This window comes from Flavobacterium aquaticum (genome assembly GCF_003259835.1).
Classification (GTDB): Bacteria; Bacteroidota; Bacteroidia; order Flavobacteriales; family Flavobacteriaceae; genus Flavobacterium; species Flavobacterium aquaticum.
Genome location: NZ_QLMI01000002.1, coordinates 439,257 through 459,576 on the forward strand (window position 1 = coordinate 439,257; position 20,320 = coordinate 459,576).

Consider the following 20,320-nt stretch of genomic DNA (forward strand, 5'->3'; position numbering starts at 1 on the left):
AAAAATAAGAAAGTATTAAATTACTACTATCTATTATTTTCTAAAGGTTAAGCGATAATATTTTAATAATATTATGGAAAAGATTCGATTTCATTTTGATAATATAAAAAAAGAGCAACACTTTAGTATTGCTCTTTTTGCTCCCCCTCTTGGGCTCGAACCAAGGACCCTCTGATTAACAGTCAGATGCTCTAACCAACTGAGCTAAGGAGGAATCACCTCAAAGGTTTATATTGTGCTTAAAAGTTTGCTCCCCCTCTTGGGCTCGAACCAAGGACCCTCTGATTAACAGTCAGATGCTCTAACCAACTGAGCTAAGGAGGAAGTTGTATATCTTTTAAGCGAGTGCAAATATAAACTGATTTTTTGTTATCGCAAATTATTTTATTGAAAAAATTACAAAAGTTTATCTACTACTAATTGATAAATATCTTTTCCGAAAGTTAAAGCCATTAACGTCAATAAGATAATCATTCCAAAGGTTTGAACATAACCCGCAGCTTTGTCTGATAATTTCTTACCTGTTATCATTTCAACGATTGTAAATAAAGCGTGCCCGCCATCTAATCCTGGGATTGGCAACAAGTTCATAAAGGCTAATCCGATTGAGAATAAAGCCGTGAAATTCCAAATGAATTCCCAATTCCAAGTATCAGGTAAACGACGTGCAATTCCGATTGGACTTTGAACGTGTTTGTAAGCTTCTGTTTTTGGACGTAAGATTAATTTAAACTGTTTTACATTATAAACTAACAGCGACCACGACTCTTTTACTGCCGCAGGAACCGCTTGACCGAAAGACAATTTATTATTTACTTCGTAATCTAATTTATCTAATGCTTTGTTGATGAAACCCAATTTCCCTTCTTTGTCAACCTTTGCTTTCAATTCAACCATTTGAGTTCCTCTCAAAACTGACAAAGAAATGCTATCATTTTTATGTTTTGAAATTCGTTCTTTAAACTCATCATAATACCTAAAAGCGTTTCCATTTAAAGCTTTGATTTTATCTCCTTTTTTTAAACCTGCTATATCTGCTGCCGATTTAGGAACAACCGAATCTACTACGGTATTTGAAAAACGCGGTCCAACAAATTCTTTTCCTTCTTTGCTTATAATTTCACCCTTCATTTCGTCGGTTAAAATCACATCAACTATTGAACCATTTCGTTCTACCTGAACTTTATCACCCAACAAAACATCTAATGTCATTCGGTTAAAACTTGGTTGGTGTTTTCCGTCTACTGAAAGAATTTTATCTCCATTTCTAAAACCAGCTTTTTGACCAACTTCGCCAAAAGCCAATCCGTTTTCTTGAATTTTTGCTGTAGAAATGAATTTTTGCCCAACAGTTGCATACATAATTGTAAAAATCAACCAAGCCAAAATTACATTCACAATGATTCCACCTAACATAATAATCAAACGCTGCCAAGCTGGTTTAGAACGAAATTCCCAAGGTTGTGGTTCTTCATTCATTTGCTCAGTATCCATACTTTCATCAATCATTCCTGAAAGTTTTACATAACCGCCTAATGGTAACCATCCGATTCCCCATTCTGTTTCACCTATTTTCTTTTTCACTAAAGAAAAACCAGCATCCATAAACAAGTAAAATTTCTCTACTCGTACTTTGAACATTTTAGCCGTTATGTAGTGACCAAATTCGTGAAGGATTACTAAAACGGATAATATGAATAATATTTGTGCTACTTGAATCATTTTTACGCATTTATTTAAACGACAAAAGTAAGGTTTTCACCTTACTTTTCATCATTATTTTATTTGTGACCTATTTTTTTATAAAATTTTTATGAATTGCACCTTCTGAAGTAGTGATTTTCATCACATGCATTCCCGAACTTAAATTGTCAATTCTGAAATCTGCTGTTTGATGTGTTGCTAATAATTGTCCTAAAGTATTATAAATTTCAACTTTTTCTAATTCTGTAGTTGTTGGCATCATAATATGTAATTCATCATTTGCAGGATTTGGGTAAACTGAAATTGCTTCTTCTAACTCAAAATTATTATTTGACAATGTTGTTGTATTACTACTTGAAATAATATGTTTGTTAGGATCAAAAACAACTCCTGTTACTAAAAACGGAACAGCCACCACAAATTGCTGCCCGTTTGACGTATTGTTTACCACCACATCGTGTGTAACACCTCCTGCCCCAGTTAATCTAATTTCTAAAGGCATTTCAAAAAAAGAAACACTAGCATGTGATTGAGTTTGATTTACCGTAATTCTTGCTTGTCCTGAACCTAATGTTTGCACATTTATTGTATAGGTTGGATAACCTTGCATGTAAACCCAATCATTAAAAAATTCATCCAAGCTACTTCCGTGAACTGCTTCTAAATGTCCTTTTAAATCATTTGTTTGCGCATAGGCATAAGCTAAATTGGTATCATTTAAATAATTTTTTAACGCTTGGAAAAAATTAGCATCGCCCATAACCCAACGTAACATATGAGTCACCATTGAACCTTTATTATACGATAAACGGCTACTAAAAATTCTATTTACATTTAAAGCCTCGGCATCTGTTAGATATAAAGCACCTCCTGCTTGTGATGTAATATTTGATATTTTTCCGTTTTTCCAAGACACAAAAGAGGCATCACCATCCAATTCTTCTACCATAATTCCTGCTGTGTATTCTGTTAAACCTTCATTTAACCAAATATCCTTCCAAGAACCGCATGTAACTTTATTTCCAAACCATTGATGTCCTAATTCATGAGCAATTAAACTTCTGCCCCAACTGTTCATTGACGACATCGTTGCATGCTCCATTCCGCCTCCCCATCCAAACTGTACATGACCATATTGTTCATTTCTGTAAGGATAAGGTCCAAATTTTTCTTCAAAAACATTCATAATTGGAACAGTCACATCAATCGCATTTCTATTTGTTACTGTATTACTTTCAGGATAGAGATAGTTATTTATTGGAAAAAACGGACTCTCAACTGTCCCTAAACCTGCCTGAATATTATAAGTTGTATAATTTGTAACATTTAACGAAATTAAATACGCTGGGATTGGATAATTATGTCTAAAATGACGCGTTGTATTTCCTCCTGAAGTTATAGAACTCTGCAACAATCCGTTTGAAACCCCAATGTAAGTATCTGGGCAAGTAATATAAATGTCGAAACTATCTATTTTATCTGTTAAATCCTGTTTACAAGGCCACCAATCTCTTGCTCCGAATGGCTCTGAAAGTGTAAAAATAACAGGCGTTCCACTATGTGTACTTCGAGTAAAACCTCCTTCTGCTTGAGGTGGTGAACCCGCATAGGTAATTTCAACTGTTGTACTATTTCCGGTTGTTAATGTAGATGGTAAATTAATATTTAATTCATAATTACTTTGGTTGAAAGTAAGATTTGAACTATTCATTGTTACCGAACTTACAACTAAAGCAGTTGCCATATCAAAAGTTACAACATCCATATTAGACAAAGCGGTAAATGTAGTTTTAACAATACCACTAATGTAAGGTGTTGTATTGTTTGGGTTTACTGTAAAACGTAATTCGTGATACGTTACATCATAATTTTGAGTATTGGGATTTACTCTGAGATTTTGCAACGAAGAGGCGGATTTCATTTCCGCTTCTATCATTCTATCAAATTCAGCATTATCAGTTTGGGCAAAGCCAATTAAACCAAATAAGATTAAGAAACTTAAGGTAATTTTTTTCATTTTGTGTAGGTTATAAGATTTTGGGGGCAACTTTTAAGTAATTTAACTTTATTAAAACCTAATAGAATTAAGCTTAAAATTATCAATTTACATAAAAATCAAGCGAATATACAATAATATCTTTATTTTAATAAAGCTTTTCATAAGAATTTCATCAATTTACAAAAACGCATAAGTGAAATTGTTTTTTATGTATTATCTGAATCCAATTTCTTAAATTTGCATCCTTAAAATCCTATATATTATGTTACAGATAGCGTACATTAGAGAAAACAAAGATGAAGTAGTAAAACGATTAGCTAAGAAAAACTTAGATGCTAAAAATGCGATTGAAGAAGTTATCGCATTAGACGAAAAAAGAAGAGCAACTCAAGTGGAATTAGATACTATTAAATCCGAGTCGAATAAGCTATCCAAAGATATTGGTGATTTAATGAAAAGTGGCGAAAAAGCAAAAGCTGAAATCTTAAAAGAAAAATCAGTTCAACTTCGTGAAAAAGACAAAGAATTAACCGAAGTTTTAAATGCTTTTGCATCAAAATTACAAGAGGAATTATACAAATTACCTAATTTACCAGCCGACATCGTTCCAGAAGGAAAAACTCCTGAAGAAAATCTAAACGTTTTTCAAGAAGGCGATATTCCAAAATTACACGAAGGCGCTTTACCTCACTGGGAATTAGCAAAAAAATACGATTTAATTGATTTCGAACTAGGCGTTAAAATCACTGGAGCAGGTTTCCCTGTTTACAAAGGAAAAGGTGCTAAATTACAACGTGCTTTAATCACTTATTTCTTAGACAAAAATACGGATGCAGGTTATCAAGAATACCAAGTTCCACATTTAGTAAACGAAGCTTCTGGTTTTGGAACAGGACAATTACCTGATAAAGAAGGTCAAATGTACCACGTAGGTGTTGATGATTTGTATTTAATTCCAACAGCTGAAGTTCCAGTGACCAATATCTTTAGAGATGTTTTATTAAACGAAAATGATTTACCAGTTCTTTGCACAGGATATACGCCTTGTTTTCGTCGTGAGGCAGGTTCATATGGCGCTCACGTTCGTGGTTTAAATCGTTTACACCAATTTGACAAAGTAGAAATCGTTCGCATTGAACATCCTGACAAATCTTACGAAGCGTTAGATGGCATGGTAGAACACGTAAAAGGAATTTTACAAGAATTAAAATTACCTTACAGAATCTTAAGATTATGTGGTGGTGATATGAGTTTTGCTTCTGCTTTAACGTATGATTTCGAAGTATATTCAACTGCTCAAGAGCGTTGGTTAGAAATTAGTTCTGTTTCTAATTTTGAAACCTTCCAAGCGAATCGTTTAAAATTACGTTTCAAAGACAAAGAAGGTAAAAACCAATTGGCACACACGCTGAACGGAAGTTCATTAGCGTTACCAAGAGTATTAGCTGGAATTTTAGAGAACTACCAAACACCAGAAGGCATCGTAGTTCCTGAAGTTTTAAGAAAATATACTGGATTTGATATCATTAACTAAACGTTAATCTTTATAAAATAATGTACTAATTTGACGCTAAAAAGTGTTACTTTAGTACATTATTTGTTTTATTTATGTTGCAAAAAATAGCTTTTTTCATCTTGTTTTTGTCCTCGTTTTGGGTTTCGGCGCAGAATGAGGAATTGGCTATGGACTATTTTGAAAAAGGCGAATTTCAAAAAGCACTCACTTTATTTGAGGAAATTTCGACCAAACAACCTTCGAATTATTTCTTTTTTCAAAGAGTAATTGATTGCTACCAACAATTACAACAATACGATAAAGCAGAAAACGCCATTACCAAACGAAAAGACAAATACAATCAACCTTTATTGTATATTGAATTAGGTTACAATTATCAACTTCAAAAAGACACCGAAAAAGCGGATAAAAATTACGAATTAGCCATTCAAGAAGTTGAAAAAGAGCCAAATTATGCCTACCAAGTAGCTAATTCCTTTGAGAAAAAAGTATTATTGACTTGGGCATTAAAAACCTATGAAACCGCGCAAAAGAAAAACCCAAATCTAAATTTCGATTACCAAACCGCCATGATTCAAGGACAATTAGGTAATTTGGAAGTTATGCTGAATAAACTATTAGATTACGGTTTCAATACACCTGACGGAACTCCGATGGTTCAAAATCAGTTGACCCGATACTTAATGGACGATTCCGATGGTTCTTTTGCATCTACTATTCGAAAAAACTTATTGCTTAGAACCCAAAAATCGCAAGATGTGTATTGGAACCAATTTTTGAGTTGGTTTTTTGTGCAGCAAAAAGAATACGGAAAAGCCTTTATTCAAGAGAAAGCGGTTTACAAGAGAAATCCTGAAACCATTTATAATATAATAATTCTAGGAAAATTAGCTGTCGAAGAAAATCAGCACGAAGATGCTAAAACTATTTTTCAATTTATCTTAGATAATTCAACCGATCCGCAACTTCATCTTGAAGCTTATGATTTTCTTTTATCTTCTCGAATAGAAAATGCTCTTCCTAATGAATATCAAGAAATATATAGTAATTTGAACAACGTTTTGGGAAAGTATCATCAAAATCCTTATCTAACAAAAATTGTTTTACTAACAGCTAGATTTGAAGCATTTTATTTAAATAATTCGGAGGCTGCAAAAAAAAGGCTTAATGACTATTTAAACAACACTTTAAACATAAGAGAACAATCAAAAGTAAAAATGGAATTGGCGGATATTATGGTGTATGACGAAAAATTCAATCAAGCTATTTTGTATTACGCACAAGTAGAAGACAATTTGAAAAATGATGTTTTGGCTCACGAAGCTAGTTTAAAATTAGCAAAAGCTAACTTCTATAAAAAGGATTTCGATTGGACTTTGCAACAAGTAAAAGTTTTGAAACAATCGCCAAGTTTGTTAATTGCAAATGATGCAATTGAAATGTTTTTGCTGATTCAAGATAATTCTGCCGAAGATAGCTTACGAATTGCACTTCAAGCCTATTCAATAGCGGATTTGAAATTGTATCAGAATAAAAAAGAAGAAGCACTTCAACTCTTTTTAGCCATTTTACAAAAACACAAAGGCGAAAGCATCGAAGAAGGAACCTTGTTCAAGGTCGGAAAAATTTACGAAGAAAAAGGAGATTTCAATAAAGCTTTGACATATTATCAGAACATATTGGACAATCACAAAGACGGAATTTATAGAGATGAAGCTTTATTCTTTTCGGCAGAGATTTATAGAAAACATCTTTTAGACAACGAAAAAGCAAAAGCATTATACGAAAAAATAGTTTTAGAACATCCCGATAGTTTGTATTATACCGAAAGCAGAAAGCAATACAGAACGTTGCGAGGTGATTCGACAATTTGATTTTACACAGAGATTCACAGAGATCCTTTTCCTAACTTTGTATTGAGGTGAGATACACAGAGACATTTAGTTTTATTATATTAAAGTAGGGTTTTGAATTTATTCTTTGCGACCTTTGCGAAAAACTTAGCGTTCTTTGCGTTAAAATATTGAACTTGAAATTTATTAAAAATGATTATATACAACGTAACCATAAACGTAGACGAAAGCATTCATTACGCTTGGTTAAAATGGATGCAAAACAAACATATTAACGATGTTTTAGCAACCGGTTTATTTACCAATGCTAAAATGGTAAAGGTTTTAGTGGAAGAAGAAATGGGAGGCACCACCTATGCCGTTCAATATTTTACCGATTCTAGAGCGAAATTAGAAGACTATTACAAAAATCACGCACCAAGATTACGCCAAGAAGGCTTACAACTTTTTGCGGACAAAATGTTAGCTTTTAGAACGGAGTTAGAAGTGATGGAAGAATTCTACGGAGAAACGAATTGAAGTGGACAAAAAAGCAAAAAATATATTATTTAAAACCTACTGGTCATCAGCTGGATGGATAAGTGACAAAAATCGTAAAATCGACCCAGAAGAATTTGAGTACGCAAAAGAAAAAGGATTAATGTTTGATCCTGTTACATTATCAAAATCAGAATTAATTTCTAAACTTGAAAATGTAATTCAAGCTATCCCAAAGAAAAAGATTACCGATGCTTTTCTATGTAGCTTAACGAATAAACGTCTAGATTGGCGATCTGGTCTTGCAAGCTATGAAAATGCAAAACGACTTATAAATAACAAAACCATTGATGATTATTTCTATGGTCATGGTAAAAATGTAGATTTAAATATTTTAAATTTTGAAAGAATAAAATGGGGAGGTGTAAGGCATTTTCAAGGACTTTACAATTGGCTTGATTTGAGTCAACTTGAAAAAGAAATCATTCCAAAACCCTCAAAAGAAGATATTGAAGTTTTTAAAAATTTAGTGAAAGCTATTGATAATTCTGAGTTTAGTGAAACACCTAGTAAATTACGTGATCGATTATCTGAAACTTTCAAAGGATCAAAAAATGAGAGACATAATCTGATTGAGATTTTAAGTTGTTCAGATATTTTAAAACCTTTACGCTTTGATAGAAAAGAACCAGGAAAACATGACTGGACTTTTGCATTAAATTGGCGCGGTGAAGACAAATATGATAGAAAAAAAGTAAATGAAATATTTGAATTTTATGATGTTTAGATAATAAATATCTTAAATTCAATTAAAAGATTCCCGATTGCTCGGGAGTAAAAAAGGAAGATACATGGAAAAAGTAACCGCAAAAAAGCACTTAGGACAACATTTCCTAAAAGACGAAAGCATCGCAAAGGATATTGCCGACTCACTTTCGCTAGAAGGCTATTCTAAAATTTTGGAAATTGGTCCAGGAATGGGTGTTTTAACCAAATATTTATTAGACAAACCAACCGAAACCTTTGTAATTGAAATCGATAAAGAATCGGTGGAATATTTGGGCGTTCATTATCCAAAATTGGAAAATCACATTATTTCGAAAGATTTTTTAAAATACAATTTAAACGAAGTTTTCAATGGCGAACCTTTTGCCATCATTGGAAATTTTCCGTACAATATTTCGACACAAATTGTATTCAAAACCTTAGAAATGCGCGATCAAATTCCGGAATTTGCAGGAATGTTTCAAAAAGAAGTGGCGGAAAGAATTTGCGAGAAAAAAGGAAGTAAAACCTACGGAATTTTATCGGTTTTAACCCAAGCTTTTTATGAAGCAGAATATTTATTTACAGTTCCGCCAAGTGTTTTTAATCCGCCACCAAAAGTAGATTCAGGTGTGCTGCGATTAAGAAGAAAAGCAGATTATTCATTACCATGTGATGAAAAATTATTCTTCCGAGTAGTAAAAACTGCTTTTCAACAAAGAAGAAAAACCTTGCGAAACAGCTTAAAATCGTTCAATTTTTCTGATAATTTAAAATTAGACACTATCTTTGACCTCCGTCCGGAACAATTGACGGTGGAACAATTTATAGATATTACCCAAAAAATAGCAGCCGATGGAGTTTAAAATCAGCAGAGAGTTTCTATCTGAAATAGAACAACTTATAAGTGAAAACAAGTCGCAAGAATTACTTTTGCTTCTTGAAGATATTCACTTTGCTGATATTGCCGAAATCATGGAAGAACTCGATGATTATGGCGCTGGTTATATTTTTAACACCTTAGATTCTGAAAAAACAGCAGAGATTCTGTTAGAATTAGACGAAGAAGTTCGTGAAAAAATCTTAAAAAACCTTTCCCCAAAAGAAATTGCAGAAGAGCTTGATGAATTAAGCACCGACGACGCTGCCGACATTATTGCCGAGTTACCACAACACAAAAAAGAGCAAGTAATTTCGGAATTAGAAGACGTTGAACACGCCAAAGACATTGTAGATTTATTACGTTACGATGAAGATTCTGCTGGTGGTTTGATGGGAAAAGAGTTGGTAAAAGTCAACGAAAACTGGAACGTTTTAACTTGCGTAAAAGAAATGCGCGCACAAGCTGAAAATGTTTCAAGAGTACATTCAATATATGTAGTTGATGATGAAGAACGATTAAAAGGTCGTTTATCATTAAAAGATTTATTAACTACCTCAACAAAAACACCTATTAGCGATGTTTACATCAAAAAAGTAGATTACGTAAAAGTAGATACAAAAGATGTAGAAGTTGCCCGAATCATGCAAAAATACGACTTGGAAGCCATTCCTGTTGTGGATGAATTAGGTCGTTTAGTTGGCCGCATTACCATTGACGATATTATTGATGTCATCAAAGAAGAAGCCGACAAAGATTACCAGTTAGCAGCGGGTATCTCGCAAGACGTGGAGGCCGATGATAGTATTTTAGAACTAACAAAAGCACGTTTGCCTTGGTTGGTTTTAGCTTTATTTGGTGGATTTATTTCCGTACACGTTTTAGGGATTTTCGAACCAGTAATGGAATTACATCCTGAATTATTTTTCTTTACACCACTTATCGCAGCGATGGCTGGAAATGTTGGAGTACAATCTTCTGCGATTATTGTGCAAGGTTTGGCAAACAACACTATTATTGGTCCTGTTGTAGAACGATTATTAAAAGAACTTTCATTGAGTTTATTAAACGGAGTTATTCTTTCTGTGATTTTATTAGCAGGTAGTTATTTTTTATTAGGTTACGAAATCCATGTTGGTTATACGGTTTCAATTGCTTTACTTTCGGTAATTATTATGGCGTCGTTAATCGGAACTTTTATCCCAATTATCTTAAATAAATATGGAGTTGACCCTGCATTAGCAACAGGTCCGTTTATTACTACTAGTAACGATATCTTAGGGATTTTGACCTATTTTACGATTGCTAAGATTATTTTGGGAATTTAATTTCACTTACTTCCCAACCTTTTGTATTTTATTTCACTCTATACTAGAAACACTAAAGTTTATAGAGATGAAAAAAATAATTTTGACATTCCTTTTGTTAACCTCAATAGCGTCATTTTCACAAGAAGAAACTAAAGAGCGCTTCTTATTTGAAAAAAAACTAAATCTAGCTACTAAAAATGATTCTATTTCCAAGCACATAAAAAATATTGAAGAAATTTCGATTTCAGCAAATACTGATTCTTTGTCATCTGACTCAAAATGGGAGCTTTTATATTTGCACCAAACAGGATGGCAAGAATCAATGCCAAATAATCCTCATAAAAAAATAATTTGTACATCGGAAAACGAAACAATGTCGTTACTGGTAAAGATTTAAAAGACTTTTTTCAATCAATCGGTCAAAAAGAAATTGTATTTAATCAACTCCCGTCTGAATTATCCTACATGAATAGAGAAGCTCCTTTAAATGGAAAATTCACAATTATATTTCTAAAAAACAATCACATTACTTTACAATATATTCACAGCTATCCTAACGGAAATCAATCGAGTTGGTTTAGAAAAACAAATTATTATTTAAAAAGAATTAACTAAAAACTATATCAAATGAAAAGAATATTTTCACTATTAATCGTTCTGGTGTCAGCAATCACATTTGCTCAAAAACCAATTTTTACTTCGGCCAAAATTAAAAGCGCCACTATTTATAGTAATTCTGCAGAATTAAACCACACAGCTTCGGCTACAATTCCTTCTGGAACTAGCGAAATTGTTATTAAAAATGTAGCGGATTATGTCAATGAGAATACCATTCAAATTGGTGCTCCAGCTAATGTTACGGTTTTATCGGTTCAGTTTACACGAAATTTTATTTCGGAATATGAAATTGACGAAAGTAATCCGATGATTAAAAAGGTACGTGATAGTATTGTTCTTATCGAAAAAGAAATGGGAAAAATTGCCAATGAAAAAGTTTCCTATTCCAAAACCATTGATTTATTAGATAAAAATCAAAACGTTGCTGGGCAAAATTCGGGTTTGAATGTCACCGAATTAATCAAACTAGTAGATTATTATCGAGCGAAAAGAAATGAATTGAGCAATTTGGTTGATGTTCTTATTGAAAAAGAGAACAAGTTAAAAGACAAACTTTCAAAACTGAATTCTAAGTTAGAATTGAATACTCAAAAACAAGAAAAAACCTCACAAGGAAAATTAGTGTTACAAGTTATGACTGATGTTGCAAGCTCGGTAAATTTGGACATCAATTACCTAACCAACAATGCTTCATGGTCGCCATTTTATGATTTGCGTGCGGACAATATCAACTCGCCAATCAACTTAATGTACAAAGCAAAAGTGGTGCAAAACACAGGAATCGATTGGAAAAAAGTAAAACTAACACTTTCAAGCGGTAATCCAAATCAAAATAACACAGCTCCTATTTTACAAGCTTGGTTTTTAAGATATGGTTATCCAAGAACTTATAACAATAGTAATGTAGTTATGAATTCTGTAGCGATAAGAGGAGCTGTTTCATATGATAAAAAAGTGGAAATGGACGAATCTTCCATCTCAAACTACACGACAATCAACGAAAACCAATTAAATGTTTCTTTTGATATTGATATTCCTTATGATATTTTATCCAATGGAAAAGCGCATAGTGTAGCCTTGAAAGATTTAAAATTACCAGCAACTTATAAATACTATGCAGTTCCAAAAGTAGAAAAAGAAGCCTTTTTATTAGCTGAAATTAGCGAATATTCTAAATTCAATTTATTACCTGGGGAAGCCAATATTATTTTCGAAGGCATGTATGTAGGCAAAACCATGATTAATCCAAATCAAACTTCAGATACTTTGAATTTGAGTATGGGAAGAGATAAAAAAATCGCCATCAAACGTGAAAAAATCGCAGATAAATCGGGAACTAAATTCTTATCAGGTTATAAAGAGCAAACGTTTACTTATGATATCACGATAAAAAACAACAAAAAAGAAGCGATTGAAATGTTGTTAAAAGATCAATATCCAATTAGCACCGATAAAGAAATTACTATAGAATTGTTAGACAACGGAAAAGCAAAAGCAAACCCAGAAACCGGAATTCTAACTTGGGATGTAAAACTTGGTGCTGGAGAAACCAAGAAATTCAGAATAAGTTATAAGGTCAAATATCCGAAGGATAAGTTTATAGATAATTTGTAAAAAAACACTTTGTCAAGCTGAACTCGTTTCAGCTTCTCAAACTGGATTCTGAAACAATCCCGAAGTTTCGGGACAGAATGACAAAAAATCAGTGTTCAGTTATAAGTGTTCAGTATACAACTGAATACTTATAACTGAACACTGATTACTTTTTTTAAGGCGCTGGATTTGGAATTAATTCCTGAATTTTTTCAATTTCAGCAATAATTTCGTCAGATAAAATCGTGTCGAAAGCTTGAATGTTTTCTTGCAGTTGTTCCATCGTTGTAGCTCCAATAATCGTTGAAGTCACAAATTTTTGTCGATTCACAAAAGCAATTGCCATTTGGGTTAACGTTAAACCATTGGCTTCTGCTAATTCTTTGTATAATTTGGTTGCTTTGAAGCAGTTTTCATTGGTATAACGAACAAAATTTGGAAACAATTTCATACGAGAATTTTCTGGATATCCGTTTAAATATTTCCCAGATAAAAATCCGAAACCTAATGGCGAATACGCTAACAACCCAACATTTTCTCGCATTCCAATTTCTGACAGACCAACTTCATACAATCGGTTCAATAACGAAAATGGATTTTGTATTGTAGCGATTCTTGGCAAACCGTGTTTCTCGCTTTCCATCAAAAAACGCATCACACCCCACGGATTTTCATTTGAAAGTCCAATATGTTTGATTTTTCCTTCTTTGATTAATCCATCGTAAACTGTTAATACATCAAAAATATTATCTTGCCATTTTGGATCTAATTCCTGAACACCACGCTTTTGAAACATGTTCATTACACGCTCTGGCCAATGCATTTGATATAAATCGATATAATCGGTTTGAAGGTTTTTTAAACTTAATTCAACCGCTTCGTGAATACTTTTCTTTGAAAAATCCAATGGCTGACGAATGTATTCCATTCCACGATTTGGTCCTGCAATTTTAGTAGCTAAAACTAATTTCTCACGCTCCGAAGTTCCGATTTTCTTAATCCAAGTTCCGATGTGACGCTCTGTACTTCCGAAGATTTGAGCGTTACCTCCAATTGGGTACATCTCAGCAGTATCAATAAAATTGATTCCTTTTTCAATAGCATAATCCAATTGACTGTGCGATTCATTTTCGGAATTTTGATTTCCAAAAGTCATCGTTCCTAAACAGATTTTACTGACTTTTAGTTCGGTATTAGGTAGTGTTGTATAGTTCATTTCGGAATTTGAAAATTTAAAATCCAAAGTTACAAAGTTTAAACCAAAGAAAAAGGCTTGAATTTAGAACTCAAGCCTTTTTATCAATCTTTTATAAAATGTTATAGTTCATTCAACATTTTAGAAATCTCATCTAACTTAGGTGTTAAGATAATTTCGATTCTTCTGTTTTTTGCTTTTCCTTCTGCTGTTTCATTGCTCATTAAAGGAGCATATTCACCACGACCTGCAGCTGTTAAGTTTTCTTTCTTCACTTTAGCATTCGCAGATAAAATATTTACGATTGCTGTAGCACGTTTTGTAGACAAATCCCAGTTGTTTTCAACTCCACCACCAATTGTTCCAGTAATTTTATCATTATCGGTATGGCCTTCAATTAAAACAGAAATATCTGGATTATCACCTAACACTTTCCCCACTAAATCCACTGCTTTTTTACCTTCTGACCCAACTGTCCAACTTCCTGATTCGAAAAGCAATTTGTTTTCCATAGAAACATATACTTTTCCATCTTTTTCCGTTACAGTTAAACCTTTTCCTTCAAATGCTTTCAACGATTTAGACAATGTTTCTTTTAATTTTTTCATTGCTGCTTCTTTGTCGGCCATCATTTTTTCTAATTCTGCTAAACGAGTTGACGAAGCTTCTAAATCTTTTTTCAATTTATTTAAACGGTCTTGCTCTGCTGCTAAAGCTTTTTGCTTGGCTTCTAGCTCAGCTAACAATTGTCTGTTTTTATTAATATTGGCTTCTAAAGCATCGTTGCTATCTTTTTCAAGTGCTGCGTAAGACGCTTTCAAATTATCTAAACTCTTTTTTGTTGCTGCATAATCTGCCGCCAATTTATCACGTTCTGCTTTGGTTTTGTCTAATTCAGTTTGTAAATTATTCTTGTCTAGCTCTAACTGATTTTTATCTGTTTTTAACAAGCCGTTTTCATCTGATAAAGCATTGTGTTCTTTCTTTAAATCGGCATATTTGTTTTCTAAATCTTGGTAGATTTTTTTAGAAACACATGAAGTAGTTAAACTCAAAACTACACAAGCAAGGGCAAATTTTCTAATCATTAGTATTATCGTTTTTATAATTGATTTTTTGGTTTCAAGTTTCAAGTTTTTGTTTTGACGTTGATCTTTGAACTTGTTCTTGAATTTGAATTTGTTCTTATTTTATTTCTACTAAAACCGGACAATGGTCAGAATGTTTGGCTTCTGGCAAAATTAATGCTCTTTGAATTTTATCTTTCAAAGGTTCGGCTGCCAAACAATAATCAATTCTCCAACCTTTATTATTATTTCGAGCATTAGCTCTGTAACTCCACCAACTGTAATTGTGTGGTTCTTTGTTTAAATGGCGAAAGGTATCGATAAATCCACTTTTCATAAAACCGTCTAACCAAGCGCGCTCTTCGGGTAAAAAACCTGAAATTTTTGCATTTCTAATTGGATCATGAATATCGATTGCTTCATGACAAATGTTATAATCACCACAAATTACCAAGTTTGGAACTTCTTTTTTTAACTCATTTACATAGTTTTGAAAATCGTCCATGTACATAAATTTATGTTCTAATCTATCAATATTTGTGCCAGATGGAAGATACAAACTCATAACAGAAACGTCTTCAAAATCTACACGCAAATTTCTTCCTTCAAAATCCATGTGCTGAATTCCTGTTCCGAAAACCACTTTTTTAGGTTCAATTTTAGACAAAACAGCAACACCACTATATCCTTTTTTCTCCGCTGGAAAATAATACTGGTACGGATAACCTGCTGCTTCGATTTCTAATTTTGGAATTTGGTCTTCCGTAGCTTTAATTTCTTGAAGACAAATAACATCGGGATTTGCTTGTTGCAACCATTCTAAAAAACCTTTGGTAATGGCGGCACGAATTCCGTTAACATTGTAAGATATGATTTTCATTTTCTACTCTAGCTTTTGACCAAATATAATAAAAAGGTTTTTAAAAATAAAGATTAGATTTCATCGAATTCATAATTCATTAACTATCAGGTCAGTAAAAAATATAACAAAATAGCTTTTTTTATTACCAAATGAAAAGTGCTGAAAATTCATCAAAATTCTTATCTTTGTTTCTTGCTCAATAAACAAAAATAAATGGGTTTAGTTACTGCTAAAGAAGTTGCAAAAGCGATAAATGCTGACAAATATGGGGTTTTCGGGACTTTCTCGGGCTGGTTGCTCATGAAAGTACTTAAGATTTCTACGCTGAACAAAATTTATGATAGAAACAAACATTTGAGTGAATTGGAATTCTTAAATGCTATTTTAGATGAATTCCAAATCAAATTTGAAATCCCAGAAGAAGATTTAAAACGTTTACCAAAAGACGGCGCATATATTACCATTTCAAACCATCCACTTGGCGGAATTGACGGCATTTTATTGTTGAAATTAATGTTAGAAAGAGAACCTAATTTCAAAATTATTGCCAATTTTCTATTGCATCGCATCGAACCGATGAAACCGTATATTATGCCGGTAAATCCGTTTGAAAATCATAAAGACGCCAAATCGAGCGTTGTTGGAATCAAAGAAACATTACGTCATTTAAGCGATGGAAAACCATTAGGAATGTTCCCTGCAGGAGAAGTTTCTACTTATAAAGACGGAAAGTTAGTAGTGGACAAACCTTGGGAAGAAGGCGCTATCAAAGTTATTCGTAAAGCACAAGTTCCAGTTGTACCAATTTATTTTCATGCTAAGAACAGTAAATTATTTTACTTCTTATCAAAGATTGATGATACGCTTAGAACGGCTAAATTACCAAGTGAATTATTAACTCAAAAAGACCGAGTGATTAAAGTTCGAATTGGGAAACCTATTTCGGTAGCAGAACAAAACGAATATCAAGATATTGAAGCATATGGAGATTTCTTACGCAAGAAAACATACATGCTTTCGAATGCTTTTGAAGATGAAAGTAAAATTAATTTGCCAAAATTAAGCATTCCAAAACCACCTAAACAAATTGCTAAACCAGCCAATCACGAGCAAATTTTAGAAGAAATGGCTTGTTTGAAAAAAGGTGATTATCGTTTATTACAAAGTAAAAATTATGAAGTTTACTTCGTAACGGCAGATAAAATTCCGAATATCTTACACGAAATTGGTCGTTTACGCGAAATTACATTTAGAGAAGTTGGAGAAGGAACAAATGAATCGTTAGATTTAGATGCTTACGATAAATATTATCACCATATGTTTTTGTGGGATGAAGACGCACAGTGTATTGCTGGTGCTTATCGTATGGGATTAGGTTCTCACATTTATCCAAAACATGGAATTGACGGTTTTTATTTGCATGAATTGTTCCGTTTTGAACCAGAGTTATATGATATGATGAGTAAATCTATCGAAATGGGTAGAGCATTTATCATCAAAGAATACCAAATGAAACCTATGCCTTTGTTCTTGTTATGGAAAGGAATTGTTCATACAACTTTACATTACCCAGAACATAAATATTTGATTGGTGGCGTAAGTATTAGTAATCAATTCTCTGATTTTTCAAAATCGTTGATGATTGAATTTATGAAGTCGCACTATTACGATCCGTATATTGCGCAATACGTTCATCCGAAAAAAGAATATAAAGTAAAACTGAAAGACGCTGACAAAGATTTCGTATTCAACGAAACTGAAGCCGATTTGAATAAGTTTGACAAGATAATTGATGAAGTAGAACCAGGAAATTTACGTTTACCGGTTTTAATTAAAAAATACATCAAACAAAACGCAAGAGTGGTAGCATTTAATGTTGACCCATTATTCAACAACTCGGTTGATGGTTTAATGTACATTAAAATTGCCGATTTACCAGAAAGCACCGTAAAACCCGTTATGGAAGAATTTCAAGCGGAATTGGAAAGAAAAGAGAAAGGCTAATCGATTTGATTAGCCTTTCTCTTTTAATAATTAAGTTCTACTTTTTAACCTCAACAACAGTTGTATTTGCAATAATATCGCCCAAACGTTGATTTTTACTTGAATTTTTAATAGTCAAAATTCCAATAATTCCAAAAGGAAACATATCAATTGGGTCGAATAAATGTCTTGTGATAGATTGACCAAAAGTTAATTCACCATTATTTGATGTTAATGATTTAGGTTTTAAATTCATAATCGAATTTCCTAATGTAGCGCCAAAGAAAACTTCTGTCAATACAATAATTGTAAACCACATAATAAACGGAACAATTGCTGCTATTCCAGTAACTGAGAAACCTCCTTCATTATTTTGTTCACCAAACGAATAAAGATAAGCAAAGATTAAAGAGTACAAAAGCACATAATCTATTAACCCAGCAACAAATCTTCTTCCGATATTCTTTTTATTTCCTAATTGGTTCATAATTAAAAATTACATTTCACTATCCTCAACTTTTTCCTTAAAATCCTCCCAAGCTTCTTTAGTTAAAATAGGTTTTGATTCTATCTTTTTACCTTTTAAATAATTCAAAATGGTTTTGGCTCTGGCTTCTGATTCGGGATGAGTGGAAACCCAATAGGTGTATTTGTGTAACTCATTATCAACAGATAATTCGTATAGAAAATCAGCAAATGGTCTTGGATCGATATTCGCGTTAAGCAAATATTTTACGCTTTGCATGTCGGCTTCCGTTTCTAAACTTCTGTCGTAGGCTGATGATGAAAGTGTTTTTAAAATTTCACTTAAAACTGCACCATTAGAACCTGTTGTAATAGATAATAAAACCGAAAGACCAATTTCTTTCGATAGCTTTTTCATCACATGATTGCCTTCAATATGCGCAATTTCGTGACCTAAAACTCCTAATAATGCTTGCTCATTCTTACATTCTTTTATCAAACCTGTATAAACCACCAAATGATTATCGGGCATTGCAAAAGCGTTTACTTCATCTTTATCAATAATGTGAACTTTTAAACTATCTCTTTCAATACCGTTTTCCTTGCAAATAGGCAACAACAAAGAATCCAATGTATTCACAATCGAATCATCAAAAATAATGGTTTCGGTGTCTTCAATTTCGTCCCAAATAATATCACCAAGTGTTTTTTCAGTTCCAGTTTTAGCTTCTTTTACTTTAAAATGTTTCACAAAATCAATTTGCGATAACAACATCCAAACACCAAAAAATAGTGCTACAACGATTAATCCTTTACTTAATGTCTTCATTTGTTTTGCAAATTAAATTCGTAATATCTCCAAAAAAGAAGAATTCAGTATGTTGTCCTTTTCTTACTTTAGTTGCGATAATTAAGGTAGAGAAAAACTCAATTAAGTTAAAAATCACTAACGTAATAATGTACGCGAAGTAATAATTGGTCGCTGTTTCGTCATAAAATAAGACAGAAACCGTCCACCAAAAACCTGCGCTGTTGAAGAAAAACAAACCTAATTGAGAAACCAAAGCTTGTGTACAATGCCATTTTACAAACGCCGTACTTTTTCGGTTTCCTAAATAAAAGAAAATACTTGCCATTAAATTTAAAATAGGTAATGGCAAACCTCCAATTACGGCTACAAGTGACATCAAATAGCTGTTCGATGCACGTTCTAATTCCGATTCGTGAGGTTGATAATTAAATTTTGCTGTTGTAATCATAGATTTTTTTTAATGTTCCAAATCCAATTGGCTATTACCAGAATGATAAGTACAATTGCGACTTTTCGTTTTCTGATTATAGTTTCTATTTTTAAATAAGCGGTATAAAACGTTTCCTTTTTTTGAATGAAATCATAGCTAATCCATAAAGGAGCTACAATCATTATTAGCCCAACAATTATACCAAAAGGATTGATTAAAATTGCGGAAAGAAAATTTCCGTGTGAAAGTTGCATTACAGAACGTGTAGTTCCGCAAGAAGGACAAGGAACAGTGGTTACTTTTTTAAACAAACAAACGGTAAATTCTTGACTTTGAATTTCGTGTTCGTGTTGCAACGAAAAAAGCAACCAACTATACCCTACAAAACAAGCGAATAAAAGAAAAAGATATAGCTTGTTTTTATTCATTTTAGAACATAAAAGTTCTGTTGAATAATTCCATGTTTTTTTCTTTGGTAGCACCTTGAATTAAAAACCAATCCACGATAGCCCAAACTCCTAAACCACCACAAGTAAGTAATTTTCCAACACCCATTCCTGTATCACCGATATAAAAACGATCGATTCCGTAAGCTCCAGCAAAAATTGAAATTAATAAAGAAGTTGTTGGATCTTTAAATTGAAGTGTTTGCACCATTGGCCATTTATCATCGTCCATTTGTAATAAACGTTCTCTGATTGCATTTAATTGATGACCTTCGAAAAATTTGGCGTTCGTCATCATGAACATGTCTACTTTTTGTGATTCCATTGTAAAATTGTTTGTTTTAGT

20 protein-coding genes and 2 tRNA genes are annotated in these 20,320 nt (G+C 32.7%); 10 read left to right on the forward strand and 12 right to left on the reverse strand.

Annotation, left to right across the window (positions count from 1 at the left end; translation table 11 throughout):
* Window positions 1–140: 140 nt before the first annotated feature.
* The 4 genes from B0I03_RS04865 to B0I03_RS04880 form a co-directional block, all read right to left on the reverse strand.
* Window positions 141–214, reverse strand: a tRNA-Asn gene (locus B0I03_RS04865).
* A 36-nt stretch (window positions 215–250) separates the two neighbouring features.
* Window positions 251–324: transfer RNA gene (locus B0I03_RS04870), tRNA-Asn, on the reverse strand.
* 72 nt (window positions 325–396) lie between these two features.
* Entirely contained in the window at window positions 397–1,722 is a 1,326-nt protein-coding gene (gene rseP / locus B0I03_RS04875) for an RIP metalloprotease RseP (RefSeq protein ID WP_111566326.1), read from the reverse strand.
* A gap of 70 nt (window positions 1,723–1,792) precedes the next feature.
* Window positions 1,793–3,721: a M1 family aminopeptidase gene (locus tag B0I03_RS04880; RefSeq protein ID WP_111566327.1), complete on the reverse strand. Its 1,929-nt coding sequence runs from the start codon at window positions 3,719–3,721 to the stop codon at window positions 1,793–1,795.
* 244 nt (window positions 3,722–3,965) lie between these two features.
* Between B0I03_RS04880 and serS the strand changes: the two genes are divergently transcribed.
* From serS to B0I03_RS04920, 9 genes are all read left to right on the forward strand, one after another.
* Window positions 3,966–5,237 carry a serine--tRNA ligase gene (gene serS / locus B0I03_RS04885; RefSeq protein WP_111566328.1) on the forward strand — a complete coding sequence of 424 codons (1,272 nt, stop codon included), beginning with the start codon at window positions 3,966–3,968 and terminating at the stop codon, window positions 5,235–5,237.
* A gap of 74 nt (window positions 5,238–5,311) precedes the next feature.
* Window positions 5,312–7,093, forward strand: a complete 1,782-nt coding sequence (locus tag B0I03_RS04890; RefSeq protein ID WP_111566329.1) for a tetratricopeptide repeat protein — start codon at window positions 5,312–5,314, stop codon at window positions 7,091–7,093.
* Between the two features lie 171 nt (window positions 7,094–7,264).
* A complete protein-coding gene (locus B0I03_RS04895; RefSeq protein ID WP_111566330.1) occupies window positions 7,265–7,591 on the forward strand; it encodes a DUF4286 family protein in 327 nt (108 codons plus the stop codon).
* A 1-nt stretch (window position 7,592) separates the two neighbouring features.
* Window positions 7,593–8,336, forward strand: a complete 744-nt coding sequence (locus B0I03_RS04900) for a hypothetical protein (RefSeq protein ID WP_111566331.1) — start codon at window positions 7,593–7,595, stop codon at window positions 8,334–8,336.
* A gap of 64 nt (window positions 8,337–8,400) precedes the next feature.
* Complete coding sequence (rsmA, locus tag B0I03_RS04905) at window positions 8,401–9,180, forward strand: 16S rRNA (adenine(1518)-N(6)/adenine(1519)-N(6))-dimethyltransferase RsmA (protein ID WP_111566332.1); 780 nt, start codon at window positions 8,401–8,403, stop codon at window positions 9,178–9,180.
* A complete protein-coding gene (gene mgtE / locus B0I03_RS04910; RefSeq protein ID WP_111566333.1) occupies window positions 9,170–10,522 on the forward strand; it encodes a magnesium transporter in 1,353 nt (450 codons plus the stop codon). Before rsmA ends, mgtE begins: the two co-directional genes overlap by 11 nt.
* 67 nt (window positions 10,523–10,589) lie before the next feature.
* On the forward strand, window positions 10,590–10,901 hold the full coding sequence (locus tag B0I03_RS04915) for a hypothetical protein (protein WP_111566334.1): 312 nt from the start codon (window positions 10,590–10,592) through the stop codon (window positions 10,899–10,901).
* Between the two features lie 68 nt (window positions 10,902–10,969).
* Window positions 10,970–11,119, forward strand: a complete 150-nt coding sequence (locus B0I03_RS13235; RefSeq protein WP_220084600.1) for a hypothetical protein — start codon at window positions 10,970–10,972, stop codon at window positions 11,117–11,119.
* 12 nt (window positions 11,120–11,131) lie between these two features.
* Window positions 11,132–12,736 carry a DUF4139 domain-containing protein gene (locus tag B0I03_RS04920; RefSeq protein WP_111566335.1) on the forward strand — a complete coding sequence of 535 codons (1,605 nt, stop codon included), beginning with the start codon at window positions 11,132–11,134 and terminating at the stop codon, window positions 12,734–12,736.
* Window positions 12,737–12,890: 154 nt separating this feature from the next.
* Here the strand turns inward: B0I03_RS04920 and B0I03_RS04925 are convergent, their stop codons facing one another.
* From B0I03_RS04925 to B0I03_RS04935, 3 genes are all read right to left on the reverse strand, one after another.
* On the reverse strand, window positions 12,891–13,931 hold the full coding sequence (locus B0I03_RS04925) for an aldo/keto reductase (RefSeq protein WP_111566336.1): 1,041 nt from the start codon (window positions 13,929–13,931) through the stop codon (window positions 12,891–12,893).
* A 101-nt stretch (window positions 13,932–14,032) separates the two neighbouring features.
* Complete coding sequence (locus tag B0I03_RS04930) at window positions 14,033–14,998, reverse strand: OmpA family protein (protein ID WP_111566337.1); 966 nt, start codon at window positions 14,996–14,998, stop codon at window positions 14,033–14,035.
* Between the two features lie 97 nt (window positions 14,999–15,095).
* Entirely contained in the window at window positions 15,096–15,857 is a 762-nt protein-coding gene (locus tag B0I03_RS04935) for an exodeoxyribonuclease III (RefSeq protein ID WP_111566338.1), read from the reverse strand.
* A gap of 195 nt (window positions 15,858–16,052) precedes the next feature.
* On the opposite strand from B0I03_RS04935, the gene B0I03_RS04940 reads away from it, so the two are divergent.
* Window positions 16,053–17,843 (forward strand): GNAT family N-acyltransferase, encoded by a 1,791-nt coding sequence (locus tag B0I03_RS04940; protein ID WP_111566339.1) that lies wholly within the window; start codon window positions 16,053–16,055, stop codon window positions 17,841–17,843.
* 37 nt (window positions 17,844–17,880) lie between these two features.
* On the opposite strand, the gene B0I03_RS04945 is transcribed toward B0I03_RS04940, so the two are convergent.
* From B0I03_RS04945 to B0I03_RS04965, 5 genes are read right to left on the reverse strand one after another with little or no spacing between them, the layout of a single operon-like run.
* The gene (locus tag B0I03_RS04945; RefSeq protein ID WP_111566340.1) at window positions 17,881–18,309 is read right to left on the reverse strand and encodes an RDD family protein; all 429 of its coding nucleotides are present in this window, start codon (window positions 18,307–18,309) and stop codon (window positions 17,881–17,883) included.
* Window positions 18,310–18,318: 9 nt separating this feature from the next.
* Window positions 18,319–19,116 (reverse strand): M48 family metallopeptidase, encoded by a 798-nt coding sequence (locus B0I03_RS04950; protein ID WP_111566341.1) that lies wholly within the window; start codon window positions 19,114–19,116, stop codon window positions 18,319–18,321.
* Window positions 19,100–19,546, reverse strand: a complete 447-nt coding sequence (locus tag B0I03_RS04955; protein WP_111566342.1) for a DUF4870 domain-containing protein — start codon at window positions 19,544–19,546, stop codon at window positions 19,100–19,102. The genes B0I03_RS04950 and B0I03_RS04955 overlap by 17 nt, the downstream gene beginning before the upstream one ends.
* Window positions 19,543–19,956 (reverse strand): DUF2752 domain-containing protein, encoded by a 414-nt coding sequence (locus tag B0I03_RS04960; RefSeq protein ID WP_111566343.1) that lies wholly within the window; start codon window positions 19,954–19,956, stop codon window positions 19,543–19,545. The genes B0I03_RS04955 and B0I03_RS04960 overlap by 4 nt, the downstream gene beginning before the upstream one ends.
* A gap of 1 nt (window position 19,957) precedes the next feature.
* Window positions 19,958–20,299 (reverse strand): TM2 domain-containing protein, encoded by a 342-nt coding sequence (locus tag B0I03_RS04965; RefSeq protein ID WP_111566344.1) that lies wholly within the window; start codon window positions 20,297–20,299, stop codon window positions 19,958–19,960.
* Window positions 20,300–20,320 lie beyond the last annotated feature (21 nt).